Origin of the sequence: Lacihabitans sp. CS3-21 (genome assembly GCF_024343675.1) — a bacterium.
Lineage (GTDB): Bacteria > Bacteroidota > Bacteroidia > Cytophagales > Spirosomataceae > Leadbetterella.
Genome location: NZ_RJUD01000002.1, coordinates 116,069 through 134,475 on the forward strand (window position 1 = coordinate 116,069; position 18,407 = coordinate 134,475).

Below are 18,407 nucleotides of genomic sequence, written 5' to 3' on the forward strand. Positions count from 1 at the left end.
AAAGCCAAAATGTTTAATTTGTTTTCATCAGTTAGTCTTTTCGTTGACTAGCCCTGTATAATCTGTTTTTTTCTTCTTTGGATAAACTTTCGTACCCGCCACCTTTGTTTATTTTATCCAAAAGATAATCTATTTCCTCTTGATTAGGGATATTGTTGTCATCAAAAAATTGTCCCCCACTATATTCTCCTACTGAACTGTATTTTTTTACTACCACTTTCTTCTTGGGTTTACTTAAATTAGAAAGCCAAATGAAAAAGTTTTCTATAGGTTGTGTAACATTGAGGCCTGTTCTCATAAATTTGACTTGGAGATATCCGAAGGTTGCGGCTCCTAAGTTTAAAACACCTGCATGAGGGTTGAGCAATAGAGACAGTACCAAGAAAGCGATGGCCAAGATTCTTAGTTTTATAAAAAATCTAAAAAACATTAGCTCATATTCGGGTAATAATGCTACAGCTGCAAACATCACTGCATAAATACCGGCCGATGACCCGTAAAGAATAGATGGATTTCCAGTGTTTTGATTTAAGATATGCAAAATTGACCAAACTCCCATGTAAAAGAACACCGAGAAAATAGCACCGGTGATATAGATTATCATGGTTTTTCGTCCACCTAAAAAGTCAACCAGGATATTGCCAAACCAAAATAGAGCTAATCCATTAAATAAGACATCTAAGATACCCGAGTTGGTAAATGGGAAGGCAATTAATGTCCATGGCCTTCTGATAAGCTCTAAAAATGAGGAGTTGACGTAAAAGTTTTTCTGAACAAACGCATGGTAGATATTTGGGTCAGCCAAGAATTTAAAACTGAAATTAAGAAGTGCCAGAAATAAGAATACAAAAATATTAATCAAGATCAATTGGATGATTTGATTGTTATTTTTTTTAAAAGCATTCAATATGTCTAAAAATACGCTTCTCATTAGCTATGGTATTGAACGAAAACGAATACGAATTTAATAATAATTTCTTTTCGAAAAGCCAAAAAACTTTAATAAAATAAATCCAGTGAGCAATCCGCCCAAATGTGCGAAATGTGCTATGCCAGATTGAAGGCCTGCTGTACCTTGTACCAATTCATATACGCCATACATTGCAACAAAATATTTGGCTTTAATAGGAAACGGAAAAAACAGCAACATCATCTCTACATTAGGGAAAAGAAATCCAAAAGCCATCAAAATACCGAAAATAGCTCCCGAAGCTCCCACCATTGGAATTTGTGCTTGTCTTAAATATTCAATGCTATCAACCGAAATATTTGACATTTCGTAGTAATCTAAAGCAGAATTTAAAAATGCTGCTCCAACTCCGCAAATCAAATAGTATATCAAGAACTTCTTAGAACCCATAAATGTTTCGAGTGCCGAACCGAATATAAAAAGTCCAAACATGTTACTAAACAAATGTCCTAGGCCACCATGAAGAAACATATAACTCACAAACTGCCAAGGTTTAAACAATGGGTTGAGTAATTCAGGAGAGTTGGGTAAAAGTGGATTGAAAAATGCAAAATATTGATGAATAAAATCAGTTGAATACAAACCAGCAAATACATGCACAGCAATATTTATAATCAAAAGGTTTTTCACCATGGGTGTTATTCGGTCAAACATATTTTTTTAGTTTTTGATAGTTAAAGTTTTTTCTTTTGTAATTGGTTCAAAACTCATCAATTCAACAACAAGGTAGCTATTTTTTCTAAACTTAATATACGCATTACAGGTTTGCCATCTGGACTTACTGAAGGCATGGAGGTTTCAAAAAGCTGATTAATCAGGCCAGACATTTCGGGTTTTGTGAGAGGTTTGGACATTTTGGTAGCGTTTCTTTTCGCAAGCGTTTTTGCCAAAGCTTCTTTTTTATCCATTTTCTGGTTATTTTCGTTGATTTTGTATTGTTCAATGATGCTTTTAAATAGCATACCTTCGTCTTCATCCATAAATTGACTCGGAACACCATTGATCAAGTACGTATTTTGTCCGAATTCCTCTACATTAAAACCGATGTTTCTGATCATGTCTATGATTTCGAAACTCATCGCATAATCTATGGCTGTTAAAGTAACGGTTTTCGGAAACAATAGTTGTTGCGAAGCACTCGGATGTGTATTGATTTCTTTTAAGTATTTCTCGTAAAAAATTCGTTCATAAGCACTTTGCTGATCGATGAGCATGAGTCCACTTTTTACTTGGGCGATAATGAACTGAAAGTGAACTTGTATGGCGTTAATGTCTGTGCCGTCTTTGGGAAGCTGGACAATCTCCTCAATTCTATTCACTTTACTACTGAAAATCAATTGCTGCGGTTCGTCTTCCGCTTGATTAATTTTCGGCCCAAATCCTTCAAAGAGTTTCTCCCAATTGTTTCGATTGCTCTTTTCGTTAATTTCTGCCAAAGATTTTGGTTCTCGCTCAAAAGCAGAGATGGATTTGCCCGAATCTTGCCTAAAGTTAGGGTTTGAGGGCAAAGTATTAATGAAATTTCCGATGTTTATGTCAGCCTCAAAATCAATGCTTGGTGTGAGGTTATATACACCAATGGCTTGTTTTACTGCTGATCTCAATATGGCATAAATGGCTTTTTCGTCATCAAATTTAATTTCTGTTTTGGTAGGGTGAATATTGATGTCGATGTGGCTCGGGTCAATCTCAATAAAAAGTGCGTAAAAGGGATGTGAACCTTGAGGAATTGTAGATTCAAAAGCCCCAGTAACAGCATGGTGTAAATAACTACTTTTTATAAATCGTTTGTTTACAAAGAAAAACTGTTCACCTCGGGCTTTTTTTGCAGTTTGAGGATTGCCCACATATCCATTTATCTTAATAAAACTAGAATCTATTTGACATTGAGCTAATTGGTCGCGGTAGCTTTTGTCTAGGACGTCGACGATTCTCTTACTCAGCTTGGCTTCTGGAAGATTGTAGATTTCTATTTCGTTATGAAAAAGTGAAAACTGTACTTCTGGGTGTGCCAATGCTATCCGCTGAAACTCCTCAATGATGTGTTTCATTTCCACAGGATTGCTTTTTAGGAAATTCCGTCTAGCAGGAACATTAAAAAAAAGATTTTTAATGGCCAAATTTGTGCCTTGTGGGCTTTGAATAAACTCCTGACTTTTTACTTCTGAACCCTCAATTTTTATTAAGGTAGCAAGTTCGTCGTCGCTTCTTTTTGTTTTAAGTTCTACTTGAGCTACTGCTGCAATTGAAGCCAATGCTTCGCCACGGAAGCCCATAGTCCGGATATTAAACAGGTCAGCCGATTCTTTTATTTTTGAGGTAGCGTGCCTTTCAAAGCACATTCGGGCGTCGGTTGGAGACATTCCCAAGCCATTGTCAATCACCTGAATTAGTACTTTTCCGGAATCTTTTACAATTAGTTGGATAGAAGTCGCTTTTGCGTCTATGGAGTTTTCCATGAGTTCTTTCACCACTGAAGCGGGTCTTTGTACTACCTCGCCGGCCGCTATTTGGTTGGCGATTGAGTCAGAAAGAAGTCTTATTACATCCATTTATTTTTGATAAAAATTAAATGGCAAAGGTCAGAAATTTGGCAGTAAATTCCGAATAGCATTTCAAAAGTATTTCTATTTGCACAAAACCTGCAAAAAATTATCTTTCGAAAATCAACAAAATGCCTTGTTCAATTTTGTTATTTACTTTTGAAAGAGATATTTTGGGCTCATTTAATCTGTTCCAGCAATAGCCAAGTTTTATTGGAATAGGAAACCCACGTTTTTCAAAAATTTGATAGAAGACAAAATCAAATAATTCGTTGCTTTCTTCCTCGGAATTTAAGTATATATCAACTTGGATTTTTTCAAGTTTATTGAAAATGTTTTTAAAGTACAAAATATCAATAGTTTCCATCTTGGAGTTAGTAAATGACACGCCAACGTAGTCTTTTTCTCTTTCGAAAACTTTGAATTTTTCTTTTAAAATTATCTCATCTAAGTCCTGTCCAAATTCAAATCCTCGAAAAACTCCTTCGGAATTGCCGAAAATTTTATTGGCTAGTTTAGAAATCGAAGCATTTACGCTCCTTTTTTTAGGGTAGGTTAAGGCTAAGGTACTCAAGTTTCTAGTTACAGGTTGGTTAGAAAAAACACCGCTAAATTACTAATAAAAAGGTTTTTAAAAAAAATATTAATATACTTTTTAGATATCTCTAGAGATTCCAAAAAAGAATTTTCTCTCACCCATTTGATTTATTGAATAATACATTTTGACGTTACTATTGTACCAAGTCACAAGGTCAAGGCCAAATCCACCACCTTTTAGGAGTATATTGGATAATTTAGAATTGCTATAAATTGGATAATAGTTTTTGATGTATCCAATGTCAAAATATGCGTTGGGGTAAATGGCCAAAGGAAGCGTGCTGAATTGTGATAGTTTTATGAATTTTTTAAGATTGAATTCCTTTTTTAACAATTCATATTTCAGTGTATTTTTCCATAAACCGTAGTGTTGACCATCAATTACATAAAGTTCGTATCCTCTTACTAAATTGTTTGAATATCCCAAACCTGTAATTAAAGGATAGTATTGTTTTTTAGGATTTGAGAATTTTACCCTTGCACTACTTTCCCAAAATAATGACTTTTTTAGCGGTTGAAATAATGAATACAATCCAAAAATATTGGTTTGGTTATAACCACCTTTGACATAAAAATTGCTAAGTTGAGTATACAACAATCGACCTTTTAATGGATACTGCCGGTTGTCACGTTGATCAAAACGGTAATCATAGGTAAAACTAAAGACCTCCTGGTTATTTGTATTGGTCTCAAAATAATTTGGATTGAGCCTTGTAATGGTATCGGCCAGTGTGGTGTTGGTGTAGCCCAAGTTGATAGCATGGAAATGATAAAGGGCATTTCGGAGTCTGAGTTCAAAAATGGCTCCCTTACGCTCTCTCATCCGTTTTTCGCTAACAAAAAAGTCAAGTTTATCATTCCATGTTCTGTAGGCCATGGTGCGTTGCGTAGAATAAAAAACGCCAGTTCTAATGCCTATGCGTTTGCGTTTGTCAATATACGGTTTGGCATATGACAGCTCAAAATAAGGTATGAAACCACCCATTATTTTGGCTTTCAGTTGGTCGTTGTTTCCCGAGAGATTAAAGTGTTTGGCATTGATGCCATAGGTTAGTCGAGTAAGGTCGCGGTTGCGTTCATACCACCATTCGTTGAAACTCCTGTCCGCTAATAATACCTCTGGAAGCACGACCAAATACCATCTTTCTTTTAGAGCTATGTAAACATCAATGAATTGGTCGCTAGAATTATAAAGAATATTTACAGTTAAGAAAAGATTGGTGTTGATGAGATTTTGCTTGCTTTTTTCTATATATTTTTCAATGTCGGTTGCAGATAGACTGTCTTTCAGTTTAAAGTTTAACTCTCTGAGAATGATTTCCTCTTTGGTTTTTGAATTACCTGAAACTTCTATTTTCCTAATTTTCAAAAGGTTTTGGGCAGATAAGTTTCCGCAAAACAATGCAATCAAAACAAGAGCTATGATACTTTTTACGCTTCCAATCTTCATTCTTCAAATCTATTCCACTACCAGCCAAATCACAATATTACTCAATTATATTTTAATAAATATTCAAAAGAATCAACTAGAATATAATTTTTTTAATTTGTTTTGTAAAAATACTAACATTTGAACCTATGAATATGAACTTTAAACCCAAGCTTACTTTTGCCAACATTATCAACATGAACGTTGGATTTTTCGGCATTCAGTATAGTTTTGGACTGCAACAGAGTGCTGTAAATCCCATTTATGACATGCTCGGAGCCAGCCCTGACCAAATTCCGATTTTGAATCTTGCTGGTCCAATGACGGGTCTTTTGATTCAACCTATAATTGGAGCAATGTCTGATAAGACTTGGTCGCCGAAGTTTGGTAGAAGAAAACCTTATTTTTTTATAGGGGCAGTTATGTGCAGTTTGGCCTTGTTTCTCTATCCGTTTAGTAGTTCACTTTGGATGGCAGCCGGTCTTTTGTGGCTTTTGGATGTAGGGAACAATACTGCGATGGAACCTTATAGGGCATTTATAGCAGATAAGCTCGATTCTTCTCAGCAACCCACTGGTTTTCAGGCTCAAAGTTTTTTTACGGGTTTAGGTCAAACCTTGGTCAATTTGTCCATTTTTGTCTTTCCGATGATATTTCTCGGGACAAAGGGGTCATTGCCTACATGGGTTTATGCATCGTTTTTTTTAGGAGCAATTTGTTCTGTAGGATCGGTTTGGTGGAGTATGCGTACAACCGCTGAAATACCGCCGACAGATGAAGAATTGGCTGAAATGAAATCTTCCCCATTGAGCCTGTTAACACCATTTAAAGAAATACCAAAAGCAATTATGGAAATGCCAAAAGTGATGTGGCAGTTAGCCTTAGTGTATCTTTTTCAGTGGTATGCCTTGTTTTGTTATTGGCAAAATTCAGCCAAAAGTATTGCTCAATCTGTTTGGAAAACCAATGTTTATCAAGACAATCCTGTTTATAATGAAGCTGTTAGTTGGTCGGGATTGGTAAATGGCTGGTACAATATAGTGATGTTTTTAGTGGCCTTTAGTTTGGTTTATTTTGCAAAAAAGTATTCTCCAAAAATGGTCCATGCATTTTGTTTGGTTCTGGCAGGGTTGGGGTTTTTAGCTTTTCCGATGATAGAGAATAAATACCTGCTGTTTCCAGCCATTACTGGCTTTGGAATAGGCTGGGCCAGTATGATGGGAATACCCTATTTAATAGTGGTGGGTGCCATTCCGAAGGAAAGATACGGCGTTTATATGGGTATTATCAATATGATGATTGTAATACCCATGCTCATTCAAACATTGTCATTTGGCTATATTTTAAAGAATTTCCTGAATAATGATCCAGGAAAGGCCATAACTTTTGCAGGTGTGTTGTTGTTGATTTCGGCGGTGGCCACATTGCTGATAAAGTCAGACAATAAAGTGGATATCGGAAATATTCCGATGTCTGGTGGTGGCCATTAATAATAGATATTGTAATAGGAAAAAACCGTGATTCTATGGTGTAATCACGGTTTTTGTGTTTAAATGGTCATTAAATTGTTGTAAGTCATAAATACAATGGTGCATTTTCGTACTTTTGTATTTTATTTTAGAATATAAAAATATATAGAAAAAATGAATTACTCGCTTTCGCAAGTGCCCGAGCGTACGGTTCAACCTCGAAATGAGGGTCTTACCATGGTTATGGATAAAGGCCTTAGTATCAGAGAGACCGAAGACATGCTGAGCATCTCATCAAACTACATTGATATAGTTAAATTAGGCTGGGCTACATCTTTTGTAACCCCTAACGTACATGAAAAACTCGCTATTTACAAATCTGCCAATATACCTGTTTATTTCGGAGGTACTTTGTTCGAGGCATTTGTGGTACGTGGTCAATTTGAAGACTACATGCGTGTTTTGGATAAGTTCGGATTGGAACATGCAGAGGTTTCTGATGGCTCCATTACCTTACCTCATGACGAAAAATGCCACTATATCAAGGAGTTAGCTAAAAGAGGAAAGGTGCTTTCTGAGGTGGGTTCTAAAGACGCCGAAAAGATTTTTGCTCCATATAAATGGATTGAAATGATGAAGGCTGAACTAGAAGCTGGTGCCTGGAAAGTAATTGGTGAGGCACGTGAAGGTGGGAATATTGGTCTTTATAGAAGTTCTGGCGAAGTAAGACAAGGTTTAGTTGACGAAATAATTCACGCCATTTCTGCCGAAAATATCATTTGGGAAGCCCCACAAAAATCACAACAAGTATATTTTGTGAAATTGGTGGGTACCAACGTAAACCTTGGAAACATTGCTCCGAATGAGATTATACCTTTAGAAACCATTCGTTTGGGCTTGAGAGGAGATACTTTTGCTACTTTTCTGACAGATGAGGTGAAACAAAAATATAAATTAGGTAGATATTATCAGGACGACCGAATCAGACAAGACGACTAACATATGGAATTGATACATTTTTTGTTGGAGTTTTTAAAAGATCCATTAACCACACTGGAGGGTTTCTTAGCCGAGTACGATAAGCTGACATACGCTTTGCTATTTTTGGTTATTTTTGTAGAAACTGGATTTATTGTAATGCCCTTATTACCAGGTGATTCTTTGCTTTTTGCTGTAGGTTTACTGGCTGCCACCACTGGACAGCTGGACATAGCGATAGTTATTCCTTTATTGATTCTAGCGGCTCTTTTAGGAGACAATGTCAATTATTTTGTAGGAAGGCGATTCAGTGATTTTATAAAATCAAGAGACAAAATACTCTTTCTAAAACGGGAATATATTACGCAAACAGAGGAGTTTTATGTAAAACATGGGCCGAAAGCAGTGATAATTGCAAGATTTATGCCTATTATTCGTACCATCGCTCCTTTTGTAGCGGGTGCAGCCAGCATGAAATATTCGAGATATATTCTTTTTTGTGTGATAGGTGCTGTATTATGGGTAACGAGCATCACTATGGTTGGTTATTTATTAGGCAACAATGTATGGGTGAAAGATAATTTCGAAAAAGTGGTTTTAGGAATTGTTTTCGTTTCAATTATGCCTATGCTTTGGGGGTTCATCAAAGTTAAATTTCTCAACAAAGCATGAAAAATTTTGGCCTCGTAGGTTTTCCGCTTTCTCATTCTTTTTCTAAGAAATATTTTACAGAAAAATTTCAGAGTTTAGGTATTTCAGACGATCATCAATATAATTTGTATGAAATCGAAGATATTGTTGAGCTAAAGAATATTGTTAAAAATACGGAGGGTTTGAAAGGTTTGAATGTCACTATTCCATACAAAGTTGCTGTCAAGCCTTTTTTGAATGAAATAGATTCAGCCGCAGAACGCATTGGGGCAGTGAATGTGATAAAGATTTTAGACAATAAAAAACTAAAAGGCTACAATTCTGACTACTTCGGATTTCGTAAATCATTAGAAGAATTTCTTGGAAATGCTAAAGGTATAAAAGCTTTGGTATTGGGTAATGGAGGTGCTGCCAAAGCGGTTTGTGTGGTTTTGGAAGATATGGGAATCGAGTATAAATTGGTTTCAAGAAGAGCCTCTGACGATACCATCAATTATAGAAAAGCCAATGAACTTTTAGCAGAATCTAAATTGATTATCAACTGCACACCACTGGGTACTTACCCAAATGTTACGAGTTTTCCAGATTTGGATTATGAAAATATAGGAAATGGGCATTTCTGTTTTGATTTGGTTTACAATCCATCAGAAACGAAATTTCTCCAAAAATCTAAATCAAATGGAGCCAATACTATCAATGGCTATGATATGTTGGTGTATCAAGCAGAGAAATCTTGGGAGATTTGGAATTCGTGAGTTGGTTATTGGTGGATTTGTTATTAGTCAATTGGTTACTATTAACTGGCACTGATCACAATGAAATTCAAATGATAGTCTGAATGAAATTGCAACGGAGAGGTCACGAAGTGGTTATTGGAGAGGGACCGGGATAGATTTTCTGCTAATTAGAGAAGTCGAGGTAGGTTTTTGGTGATTATTGTAAAGAAATTTAAAACTTCGTTATATAAAAAAATAGCAAAATGAAATATACAAAACACGTTTTTGTTTGTACGAATGACAAAGAAGCTCCTAAGAAATGTTGTGGAAGCGAGCGAGGAATGGAGCTAGTGAATGCTTTTAAAGAAGGATTGAAATCGAAAGGGTTAGATATTGAAATTAGAGCTCAAAGAGCGGGCTGTTTGGATACTTGTGGAAAGGGCCCTTCGGTGGTGGTATATCCTGAGGGAGTTTTTTATGGCTTTGTAACGCCCGAAGATGTAAATGAGATTATTGAGAAGCACTTGGTGGGCAATGAGCCTGTGGAGCGATTGGTGATTGCCTAATTTCAAAGAAATTATTTTGGTGCCTGATTTTTCTATTCTATTTTGCAAAATATTAAAAATGCAAAATATAATATTTTGAAAATCAGGCATTTGTTTTTTGACCTCGACCATACACTTTGGGATTTTGAGAAAAATTCAGAAATATGTATTCGCCAAATCTACGAACAGCATAAGGGCATTTTTCCTGATAATGTTGATTTTGATTTTTTCTTTCAAAAATTCTCAACTATAAATTCCGCTATGTGGAATCAGCTAGATTTGAGTCTGATTACACATGATTATCTCCGAACTTTCAGATTTCAGAAAGTCCTTCAGGCAATAGAAATTGAAATAGACGAGCGTTTTTCTTTAGAACTCAATCAAGTACTATTGGATCTTTTGCCACATCAGCATCATCTAATGGACGACGCATTTGATACTTTAGAGGTTTTGGCCGCAAGAGATTATAAAATGCACATCATCAGCAACGGCTATCAGGATATCCAGATAAAGAAAATGAAAAGCGGAGGTATTTATCATTTTTTCGACCAAATCATCACCAACGATATTGCAGGTGCCAGAAAACCCGAAAAGGCGATTTTTGATTTTGCTCTTGATAGAGCTAATGCAGATATAGAGAACAGTATAATGATTGGCGACAATCTGATAGCAGATATTGAAGGAGCTAGAAATGCCGGTTTACGCACCATCTATTTCAATCCCGAACTCGGAGGAAATGACTCAGAAAATATTTCGGAGTTGAAGTATTTGTTAGAAATACTTTAGGATTCTCTTATTCAATAGAAAAGCTCAATTCTACTTTCCCGTTCGACTTTATTTTGTCAATATGTCCCATAGTATTCTTGTCTTTACTCAAAAAATGGGCGTGAATAAAACTATCTTTGTGGGTGTAGATTCCCTGATGTTTTTGAGAATAGAAAACTAGAATTTCACCTTCGATTTGCTCAAAATCATAATCGGCTTGTTTTTTATTTGCTTGATATCCAGGAATGTCCATTGAGCGGGGCATCACAATATGCGTAGTGAGTTGGTCAAATTTGCCTTTTATTTTTATCACCAAAGGGGCATCTGTTTTATAAGCCTTTACTTTTACAATATTTTCAATGGCTTTTTGCAGGTCGTTTAAGTTTCGGCAGTTCAGATTAACCTTATACTTTTTCCACTTAGAAACATTGGCATATACAAAAAAAGGGGCTTCAATATTCCAGTTTTTAGAAACAACTCCTATACCATCAGCATTTACTTCACTGAAATACGGCACGCCATCCCATACACTAATTTCACCTTGCATTTTGCCATAAGGTCCCATACCGAAAAGATGCCTTTTGTTGGTGATGGTATCTAATCTAATATGAGGAGCAAAGTTTTCTTTGCTCATATCGGTCATTGAACCTGTGTTTTTTACAGTTTGAGCGAAGGCAACAAAAGGAAGAAGGAAAATTAAAAAGTAGGAGAAAGTGTTTTTCATAATTCTATATTGTTCCGTATTTATTGATAATTGACATTTGACCAGCATGATAAGCGGTATGTGAAACTATTCTTCCGAAAGCCTCTGCTTTGGTTTTTGTTCCAAATTCTTTGGTACTTATTTCTGTGTTCCAATCTTCATCGGTTTGTTTTTCGACAATATTTTTCAATGTTTCAAACGAATATTTTACATAGTCTTGTAGTTCTTGGAGATTTGTCCATTCTCCAGAATCATATTTATCAATCACAGTTTTGGCAGTAACTTTTACATAAGTTGCACCAAATACGTTCTTTGCAAAAAGTAACTCTACATCACCAATGTGCCTGATTAGGAAACCAATCGAGTTTACTGAAGGGGCGAGTTTTTTTTGTAAATCATCTCTTTGAATAACCAATAATTGATTTGAAAATCTACTCCTCGCCTCTTCCCAAAGTGTCAAAAGTGTTTCTGTTTTTGTCATTGTATTTGAAAATTACCCTTCTTTTTATTTGTATATTGCAATATTACGATATAATTTTGTTGTCTCAAAGAATTCACTCTCTAAATTTTAAGATAGTTAATAATGTGAAGTCTTGATAATTTCAAACAAAATATAATTATGTCTTTTATTTTAAATATTTTAATTCTCTTTTTTATGCGGAACTCAGAACAGCAAGCAAATACAATCGATGAAAAAATACTTTTATATGTAAAATCTAATACTTTGGATTTCAGTGGAATAAGTGCCGAAAGAAAAGCGGATTTAGATAAGATTGCGGATTATGTTTCAATGAAAATCAAAGGAAATGAAACCGCCGAATTGGTATATATCTGTACGCACAATTCACGTAGGAGTCATTTTGGGCAAATTTGGGGTGCTACGGCTGCGGCATTTTATGGAATATCGAATGTGAAGACATTTTCGGGTGGTACTGAAGCGACGGCTTGTAACGAAAGATCAGTGGCAGCTTTGAAAAGAGTTGGTTTTATTATAGAAAAAACAACCGAAACTTCCAATCCAATCTATCATATTCAATATGTTTTGGATGGACCTAAACAAGTGGCTTTTTCAAAAAAGTATGATGATGAGGCAAATCCAAAAAAAGGTTTTTGTGCAATTATGACTTGCTCGAGTGCCGACGAAGCCTGTCCGGTAGTATTTGGAGCTGCTAAAAGAGTTTCCACACCTTACCAAGACCCGAAGGCATTTGACGGCACTCTAGACGAAGCCAAAATGTACGATGAAAGATGCAATCAGATAGCCACGGAGACCTTTTACGTGTTTTCTAAAGTTAAAAAATAATGGGAATCACCAAAACCGAGTTTTTTACACAAAAACAAAATGATACGGCTTTGCTCATGAAAGCGTTGGGCCACCCTGCGAGAATTGCTATAATTGAATATTTAATGTCAGTTGATGCTTGTATTTGCGGGGATATTGTAAACGAACTAGCTCTCGCTCAGCCAACAGTGTCTCAACATTTAAAAGAATTGAAAAACGCAGGTTTAATAAAAGGGAATATTTCTGGTAATGCCATTTGTTACTGCATAGACGATACTGCCATAAATACGCTTCGAGGGTATTTTTTGGAAATATCCGATAATTTAGAAAAAAAGAAAAACATGTGTTGTTAAAAAATAAATATTTAAAAAAATGAAACTTTCTGGCATAAATAAACTACTAACGACAGTAGAATCGGTAGATTTTAAATTGCAAAATGGTGAAATGGTGCCTGAACATTTCCATGTGACTGAAGTGGGCCTTATTACCAAACATTTTATAGATTGCGGAGGTACGGAAAGAATTGAAAAAGTGGCGAATTTCCAACTTTGGAATGCCAACGACTACGAACACCGACTGAAACCACAAAAATTATTGAATATAATCGAACTTTCAGAGCGTAAACTGGGTATGGGTGATTTGGAGGTAGAAGTTGAATATCAGTCAGATACAATCGGGAAGTATGGTTTGGATTTCGACGGCAAAATATTTGTACTTACCAACAAAAAGACTGCTTGTTTGGCTTCTGATTCGTGTGGAATTCCACCAGAAAAACTAAAAATGAAACTTTCAGATTTGCAACCAACTGAACAATCTTGCTGTACTCCAGGTAGTGCTTGTTGTTAATTAAAAATAAAAATACCATCTATGTCTGCAAATAATTGTGCTCCGGTGGTGGAGCGAAAAAAACTTGGTTTTTTAGATAGATTTCTGACGCTTTGGATATTTTTGGCCATGGTTGTTGGGGTTGCTATCGGGAATTTATTTCCACAATCTTCAAATTTTATCAACACCTTTTCTTCAGGAACTACGAATATTCCGTTAGCCATTGGTTTGATATTGATGATGTATCCGCCACTGGCCAAAGTTAAATATGAACAAATGGGCGAGGTCTTTAAAAACACGAAAGTTTTAGGTGCTTCCCTGTTTCTAAACTGGATTGTTGGACCAATTTTTATGTTTCTTTTGGCCATTACTTTCTTGCAAAATTATCCTGAATACATGGTGGGCTTGATACTCATTGGTATAGCTCGGTGCATTGCCATGGTGGTGGTTTGGAACGATTTGGCTGACGGAAATAGAGAATATTCAGCTGGTTTGATAGCCTTAAATAGTATTTTTCAGGTACTTCTATATAGCGTTTATGCATATTTTTTCATTACGGTTTTGCCGCCTTATTTTGGTTTTAAAGGCTTAGAAATTGATATCAGCATTGCTCAAATCGCTGAAAGTGTGGGTATTTACCTTGGTATTCCATTTCTGTTGGGCATTCTGAGCAGATACTCGCTTATCAAACTCAAAGGCGAAATGTGGTTTAATACCAAATTTGTACCTATTATTTCTCCAATTACGTTGATTGCTCTTCTTTTTACTATTCTGATCATGTTTAGCCTCAAAGGCGAACTCATCGTTCATATTCCGTTGGATGTTTTTAGGATTGCAGTTCCTTTAGTTATCTACTTTTCGGTGATGTTTGTGATAAGTTTCTTTATCGGAAAATACTTTGGAGCTGATTATTCGAAAAGCACTTCTATTGCTTTTACGGCCACAGGAAACAATTTTGAATTGGCCATTGCGGTAGCCATAGGCGTTTTTGGCATCAACAGCGGCCAAGCTTTTGCGGGTGTCATTGGTCCATTGGTTGAAGTTCCTGCACTGATAGCCCTGGTAAATTTGGCATTTTGGTTTAGGAAGCGGTATTTTTCTAATGATTTTTTTTAACTCTTTGTAAATCCTTTTTTAAAAAAACACAGATTTTGGATTTGTCAGGTCAGTCAATAATTTCTAAAGTAAGTGAGTTCCTAATAAATTCTTTTCTATCTATCCTTCCAACCAAACCTTAAAATCATTAACCCGATCTCGACTGACTATATTTGCCTCGCCTTTTAACAAATTGGAAGTGATAGATAAGCGACCATTAAAGTAGGTACTGACTTTTTCAATGGCTTTTATGTGAAGGATTATTTTTCTGTTTATTCGAAAAAAATCTTTGGGCGAAACGATACGCTCGATTTGGTCTAGCGTATAATCAATGGCATAACGGCTGCCTCTGTTGGTTACTAAAAAAGACAAGCTTTCTTGGGTCTCAAAATGATGGATATCTTCGGTTTGAATGGTATCAATCGTTTGCCCTGATTTGACCAAAAAACGACTTTTATATGGTTTGTTGAGTTGCTGGTAGGCAGTTGTAATATTTTCAATGAGTTGTTTATTGTTGGTTTGTTGCTGTTTTTTGTATTTTTCAAGTGCAAATTTTAAATCTTGTATTGAAATAGGCTTTAAAAGATAATCTATGCTATTTTGCTTAAAGGCCTGAATGGCATAATTGTCATAAGCTGTTGTGAATATGATGGGAATGTCGGGTTGAACATAATTAAATATCTCAAAACTATTTCCATCAGCCAAGTGAATATCCAGAAAAAGCAAATCTGCATCAAGTCCTTTCTTAAATGCATCCGTGGTAGACTTCACAGCATCGAAATATTGAACTACCTGAATATTTTTGTCTATTCGTTGTAACAACAAACTCAAATGTTCTGCAGATAGTTTTTCGTCTTCTACAATTACTACTTTCATTTTTTTGCAATTAATGGCAAGCTTACCGTAAAAACACTTTCATTATGAATAATTTCTATTTTTTCATCGGTGAAAAATTGGTACCGAGTTTTCATGTTTTCTAATCCAGTCTGCGAACTTTCAGACTTATCGCTACGGGGTTGAATTGGATTGCTTACAATTAAGCGATTATTTTTGGCAATAATAGATACGTTTAAAGGCTTTGCTTGTGAGGTTTCGTTGTGTTGTATGGTGTTTTCTACCAACATTTGAAGGCACATGGGCGGTAAAAAGCAAATCAGACTTTCCTCAATCTGAATATTAAAGATAATATTTTCTCCGAAACGTATTTTTAGTAAATAAATGTAATGCTCCAAAAAGTCCAACTCTTCTTGTAAACTCACTAACTCCGCATTTTTATTATCTAAAACATAGCGATAAACTTTCGATAATTCATTGATAAAATCTACCGCTTTATCTTGGTTTTGGTACACCAACGAACTCAAAACACTGAGATTATTAAATAAAAAATGGGGATTGAGTTGGTTTTTTAGATTTTGCAATTGAGCATTGGCACTTTCAGTTTTGTGCTTTTCTACTTCCAATAAACTTTGTTTCCAAGCCTTTAAAAACTGACCAGAAATGTAAATTACCAAGCTCAAAAAGGTAATTATTATGGCTGGAACAAACATTTGTCTGATCGCTCGATTGAATAATCTTATTTCGTTGAATTTGGTAAAATGCATCAAATTCATCAATATAAATAGGGTTATGGCACTAAATATAAGACTCAGAAAAAATTGGATAACTATTCTTTGAGTGGGATTAGACAACCAACTGTATTTTTTTTCTAATTGTTTATCTATGTAAAGATTACCTTCCCAAAGTATAAATACTATGAAAGGAATAACAAGCAAGTCTGGTTCTAGAAAATCGGGTAACCTAAAAAATAGTAATTTGAAAGCAATCGCTGCCAAGATAGATATTCCGATTTTTTTTAGGACATGACTTAAATTGTTTTTCACGCTATTCTGCTTTTAGTGTCTTAATATCATCAATCAATTGAAGCATTTCCAAGGTTAAAGTACCGTTATAAACGCCACGAATTCTTTTGGATTTGTCCACCAAGATAAAGTGTTCGGTATGCAAAAATTCGGTGCTGTCTTTGCTAAAACCAATATCTTCTTCGGCAAAATAAGATTGCCTTGCCAACTGATAAATAGCGGTTCTGTTTCCTGTCAAAAAGTGCCAATTGGGATTTGTTATGTTGTTTTTTGCCTTAAATTTCTTTAAAACAGAGGGTTTGTCTATCCATGGTGTGACTGAAAAAGACAATAAAACAACTTCATTTTTTAACCTATCACTCACCATTTTCATGTTTTTGGTCATGGTCGGGCAAATGCTCCCACAAGATGTAAAAATGAAATTGGCCACATGGATTTTTCCTTCAATATTTTGCTGAGAAACCTTAAGGCTATCTTCATTCAAGAAAGAAAAATCACCAATCTTATGAGAGATTTTGGTTTGTACTTCTGATTTGTTTTCAATAAAAATTGGTGTAAAATCTGGCTCATTATAATAAGGCAATGCGATTGTGCTTGATTTTTCATCATCGCAACTGATGGCCAAACAACTACCTAACAACAAAAATACTATCCGATACATTTTTACAGTTTTTAGTGCCGAGTAATCCATATCTTTTGCCTTTAATGACCACATAATTTGCCCGAATTTTACCATTATCATACCACATTTTTTGCGAGCCTTCCTCTTGTCCTTTCACATAATTTGCCAAATGAAACATTTGTCCATTTTCACTATATTCTCTCAATTCTCCTTCGTAAGCATCATTTTTAGCAAAAAACTCGAATTTTTTATGGCCGTTTTGCCAAAATGCAATTTGTCTTCCGTTTTTCTGTCCGCCCAAATAATGCCTTTCCTCCATTAGTTGTTTCTTAGAATACCATTTTTTACACACGCCATTCAATAACCCGTCGATGTATCCTTCTACCAAAATGGTATCTTTACTTGTATCTAATTCAAACAAAAAACCTGAATATTTTTTATTATCTAGTAAAACGACATCATTTTTTATCGAGATTTTGTCTGAAGATTTTCTGAAATAGTTTTTCGGAATTTCCTGAATAAGTGTCTGTTTTGGATTATTGCATGAATAAATCAAAGTAAGCACTATTATTATGGTTATTGGTTTCATTTATTGTGTTACTGTTCCTGGAGTTCCATAATAGCCGCTTCCGTTCAAATATGGGGCATCAGCAGTGAAATGATAATGATATGTGCCTTTTGGATAATCAATGGTAGTGTGCGTATGACCGTGATAGGCATCTAATAGACTGCTCGTTACGGTTGTGCCGTTTTCTTCTTGTGGTCCATAAACAGGGAAACCATCTAACAAAAAGCCCATTAAGCCTGATTTTGTTGATTTGAAGGTAGTTAAATACAATGGTTCAACGTGATAATGATACACACCCGAATTCTGCGGATGTCCATAATATTTATCAAAACTAACGATTTCATTGGTCAATGCCTGATTGTTTGGGCCTGCATATTGATTAAAAAACGCCACACCATTCAAAGCAATGCCAATGGCCCCCAAAGGTGTAGCAGCATGAGCGGCATCCACTTTAGGATTAAGCGGAATCTTGACCGTTACTGAAAGTTCTGAAATCGTATTTGGATTTTTTTTGAAAGCATTTCCTCCAAAAGTTGTTCCTGTATAGGCTTCATACAAGGCATTGCTGGTTGCATAATATGGGCTTTTGTGGTCGGGCAAGTTTTTTGTTTTGAATGTAATATAAGTGCCATCGCTGGTAATACTGGTTGCCCCATATACTTTTTTGTAAACTGCTGGCACTTCTGCGGACGAGGTAGCTGGCGTGGCAGTATCGTCTTCACTACAACTTGCCAAATTCAGTGAAATTGTGGCTAAAAATGCAATTTTTAGGATTTTCATACTTTGATTT

The 18,407-nt window shown here is 35.5% G+C and carries 22 protein-coding genes; 10 read left to right on the top strand and 12 right to left on the bottom strand.

Features of this window, described 5'->3' with window-relative positions; all coding sequences use genetic code 11:
- Positions 1-31: 31 nt before the first annotated feature.
- The 5 genes from EGI24_RS01785 to EGI24_RS01805 all read right to left on the bottom strand — a co-directional run bounded on the left by EGI24_RS01785 (position 32) and on the right by EGI24_RS01805 (position 5,560).
- Entirely contained in the window at positions 32-931 is a 900-nt protein-coding gene (locus EGI24_RS01785) for a rhomboid family intramembrane serine protease (protein WP_255046517.1), read from the bottom strand.
- A gap of 33 nt (positions 932-964) precedes the next feature.
- On the bottom strand, positions 965-1,624 hold the full coding sequence (locus tag EGI24_RS01790; protein WP_255046519.1) for a rhomboid family intramembrane serine protease: 660 nt from the start codon (positions 1,622-1,624) through the stop codon (positions 965-967).
- Positions 1,625-1,680: 56 nt separating this feature from the next.
- The gene (gene mutL / locus EGI24_RS01795) at positions 1,681-3,522 is read right to left on the bottom strand and encodes a DNA mismatch repair endonuclease MutL (RefSeq protein ID WP_255046520.1); all 1,842 of its coding nucleotides are present in this window, start codon (positions 3,520-3,522) and stop codon (positions 1,681-1,683) included.
- 100 nt (positions 3,523-3,622) lie between these two features.
- The gene (locus tag EGI24_RS01800) at positions 3,623-4,087 is read right to left on the bottom strand and encodes a hypothetical protein (RefSeq protein WP_255046521.1); all 465 of its coding nucleotides are present in this window, start codon (positions 4,085-4,087) and stop codon (positions 3,623-3,625) included.
- 81 nt (positions 4,088-4,168) lie between these two features.
- The gene (locus EGI24_RS01805; protein WP_255046522.1) at positions 4,169-5,560 is read right to left on the bottom strand and encodes a BamA/TamA family outer membrane protein; all 1,392 of its coding nucleotides are present in this window, start codon (positions 5,558-5,560) and stop codon (positions 4,169-4,171) included.
- 128 nt (positions 5,561-5,688) lie between these two features.
- Here EGI24_RS01805 and EGI24_RS01810 point away from each other — a divergent pair, with 128 nt between their 5' ends.
- The 6 genes from EGI24_RS01810 to EGI24_RS01835 all read left to right on the top strand — a co-directional run bounded on the left by EGI24_RS01810 (position 5,689) and on the right by EGI24_RS01835 (position 10,684).
- Positions 5,689-7,029, top strand: coding sequence for an MFS transporter (locus EGI24_RS01810; RefSeq protein WP_255046523.1), 1,341 nt, complete (start codon positions 5,689-5,691; stop codon positions 7,027-7,029).
- A gap of 153 nt (positions 7,030-7,182) precedes the next feature.
- Positions 7,183-8,007 carry a phosphosulfolactate synthase gene (locus EGI24_RS01815; protein ID WP_255046524.1) on the top strand — a complete coding sequence of 275 codons (825 nt, stop codon included), beginning with the start codon at positions 7,183-7,185 and terminating at the stop codon, positions 8,005-8,007.
- A 3-nt stretch (positions 8,008-8,010) separates the two neighbouring features.
- A complete protein-coding gene (locus EGI24_RS01820; protein ID WP_255046525.1) occupies positions 8,011-8,658 on the top strand; it encodes a VTT domain-containing protein in 648 nt (215 codons plus the stop codon).
- Positions 8,655-9,392, top strand: coding sequence for a shikimate dehydrogenase (locus tag EGI24_RS01825; RefSeq protein ID WP_255046526.1), 738 nt, complete (start codon positions 8,655-8,657; stop codon positions 9,390-9,392). Before EGI24_RS01820 ends, EGI24_RS01825 begins: the two co-directional genes overlap by 4 nt.
- 224 nt (positions 9,393-9,616) lie before the next feature.
- Entirely contained in the window at positions 9,617-9,919 is a 303-nt protein-coding gene (locus tag EGI24_RS01830; protein WP_255046527.1) for a ferredoxin, read from the top strand.
- A gap of 75 nt (positions 9,920-9,994) precedes the next feature.
- Entirely contained in the window at positions 9,995-10,684 is a 690-nt protein-coding gene (locus EGI24_RS01835) for a YjjG family noncanonical pyrimidine nucleotidase (RefSeq protein WP_255046528.1), read from the top strand.
- Between the two features lie 7 nt (positions 10,685-10,691).
- Here the strand turns inward: EGI24_RS01835 and EGI24_RS01840 are convergent, their stop codons facing one another.
- Together EGI24_RS01840 and EGI24_RS01845 are read right to left on the bottom strand one after the other, a co-directional pair.
- The gene (locus EGI24_RS01840) at positions 10,692-11,387 is read right to left on the bottom strand and encodes an acetolactate decarboxylase (RefSeq protein WP_255046529.1); all 696 of its coding nucleotides are present in this window, start codon (positions 11,385-11,387) and stop codon (positions 10,692-10,694) included.
- 4 nt (positions 11,388-11,391) lie between these two features.
- Complete coding sequence (locus tag EGI24_RS01845; protein WP_255046530.1) at positions 11,392-11,847, bottom strand: DinB family protein; 456 nt, start codon at positions 11,845-11,847, stop codon at positions 11,392-11,394.
- Between the two features lie 174 nt (positions 11,848-12,021).
- Here EGI24_RS01845 and EGI24_RS01850 point away from each other — a divergent pair, with 174 nt between their 5' ends.
- Genes EGI24_RS01850 through arsB form a run of 4 tightly spaced genes read left to right on the top strand, consistent with a single transcriptional unit; the run spans position 12,022 to position 14,589 of the window.
- On the top strand, positions 12,022-12,669 hold the full coding sequence (locus EGI24_RS01850) for a protein-tyrosine-phosphatase (RefSeq protein WP_255046531.1): 648 nt from the start codon (positions 12,022-12,024) through the stop codon (positions 12,667-12,669).
- On the top strand, positions 12,669-13,001 hold the full coding sequence (locus EGI24_RS01855; protein WP_255046532.1) for a helix-turn-helix transcriptional regulator: 333 nt from the start codon (positions 12,669-12,671) through the stop codon (positions 12,999-13,001). The genes EGI24_RS01850 and EGI24_RS01855 overlap by 1 nt, the downstream gene beginning before the upstream one ends.
- Positions 13,002-13,020: 19 nt before the next feature.
- The gene (locus EGI24_RS01860; protein ID WP_255046533.1) at positions 13,021-13,494 is read left to right on the top strand and encodes a DUF6428 family protein; all 474 of its coding nucleotides are present in this window, start codon (positions 13,021-13,023) and stop codon (positions 13,492-13,494) included.
- 21 nt (positions 13,495-13,515) lie between these two features.
- Positions 13,516-14,589, top strand: a complete 1,074-nt coding sequence (arsB, locus tag EGI24_RS01865) for an ACR3 family arsenite efflux transporter (RefSeq protein WP_255046535.1) — start codon at positions 13,516-13,518, stop codon at positions 14,587-14,589.
- 99 nt (positions 14,590-14,688) lie between these two features.
- Here arsB and EGI24_RS01870 read toward each other — a convergent pair whose 3' ends face one another.
- From EGI24_RS01870 to EGI24_RS01890, 5 genes are read right to left on the bottom strand one after another with little or no spacing between them, the layout of a single operon-like run.
- Positions 14,689-15,444, bottom strand: coding sequence for a LytTR family DNA-binding domain-containing protein (locus tag EGI24_RS01870; RefSeq protein ID WP_255046537.1), 756 nt, complete (start codon positions 15,442-15,444; stop codon positions 14,689-14,691).
- Positions 15,441-16,448, bottom strand: coding sequence for a sensor histidine kinase (locus EGI24_RS01875; RefSeq protein ID WP_255046538.1), 1,008 nt, complete (start codon positions 16,446-16,448; stop codon positions 15,441-15,443). Before EGI24_RS01875 ends, EGI24_RS01870 begins: the two co-directional genes overlap by 4 nt.
- A gap of 1 nt (position 16,449) precedes the next feature.
- Entirely contained in the window at positions 16,450-17,088 is a 639-nt protein-coding gene (locus EGI24_RS01880; RefSeq protein ID WP_255046539.1) for an SCO family protein, read from the bottom strand.
- Positions 17,057-17,638, bottom strand: a complete 582-nt coding sequence (locus EGI24_RS01885; protein ID WP_255046540.1) for a toxin-antitoxin system YwqK family antitoxin — start codon at positions 17,636-17,638, stop codon at positions 17,057-17,059. Before EGI24_RS01885 ends, EGI24_RS01880 begins: the two co-directional genes overlap by 32 nt.
- A complete protein-coding gene (locus EGI24_RS01890) occupies positions 17,639-18,397 on the bottom strand; it encodes a YHYH protein (protein ID WP_255046541.1) in 759 nt (252 codons plus the stop codon).
- Between the last annotated feature and the right edge of the window lie 10 nt (positions 18,398-18,407).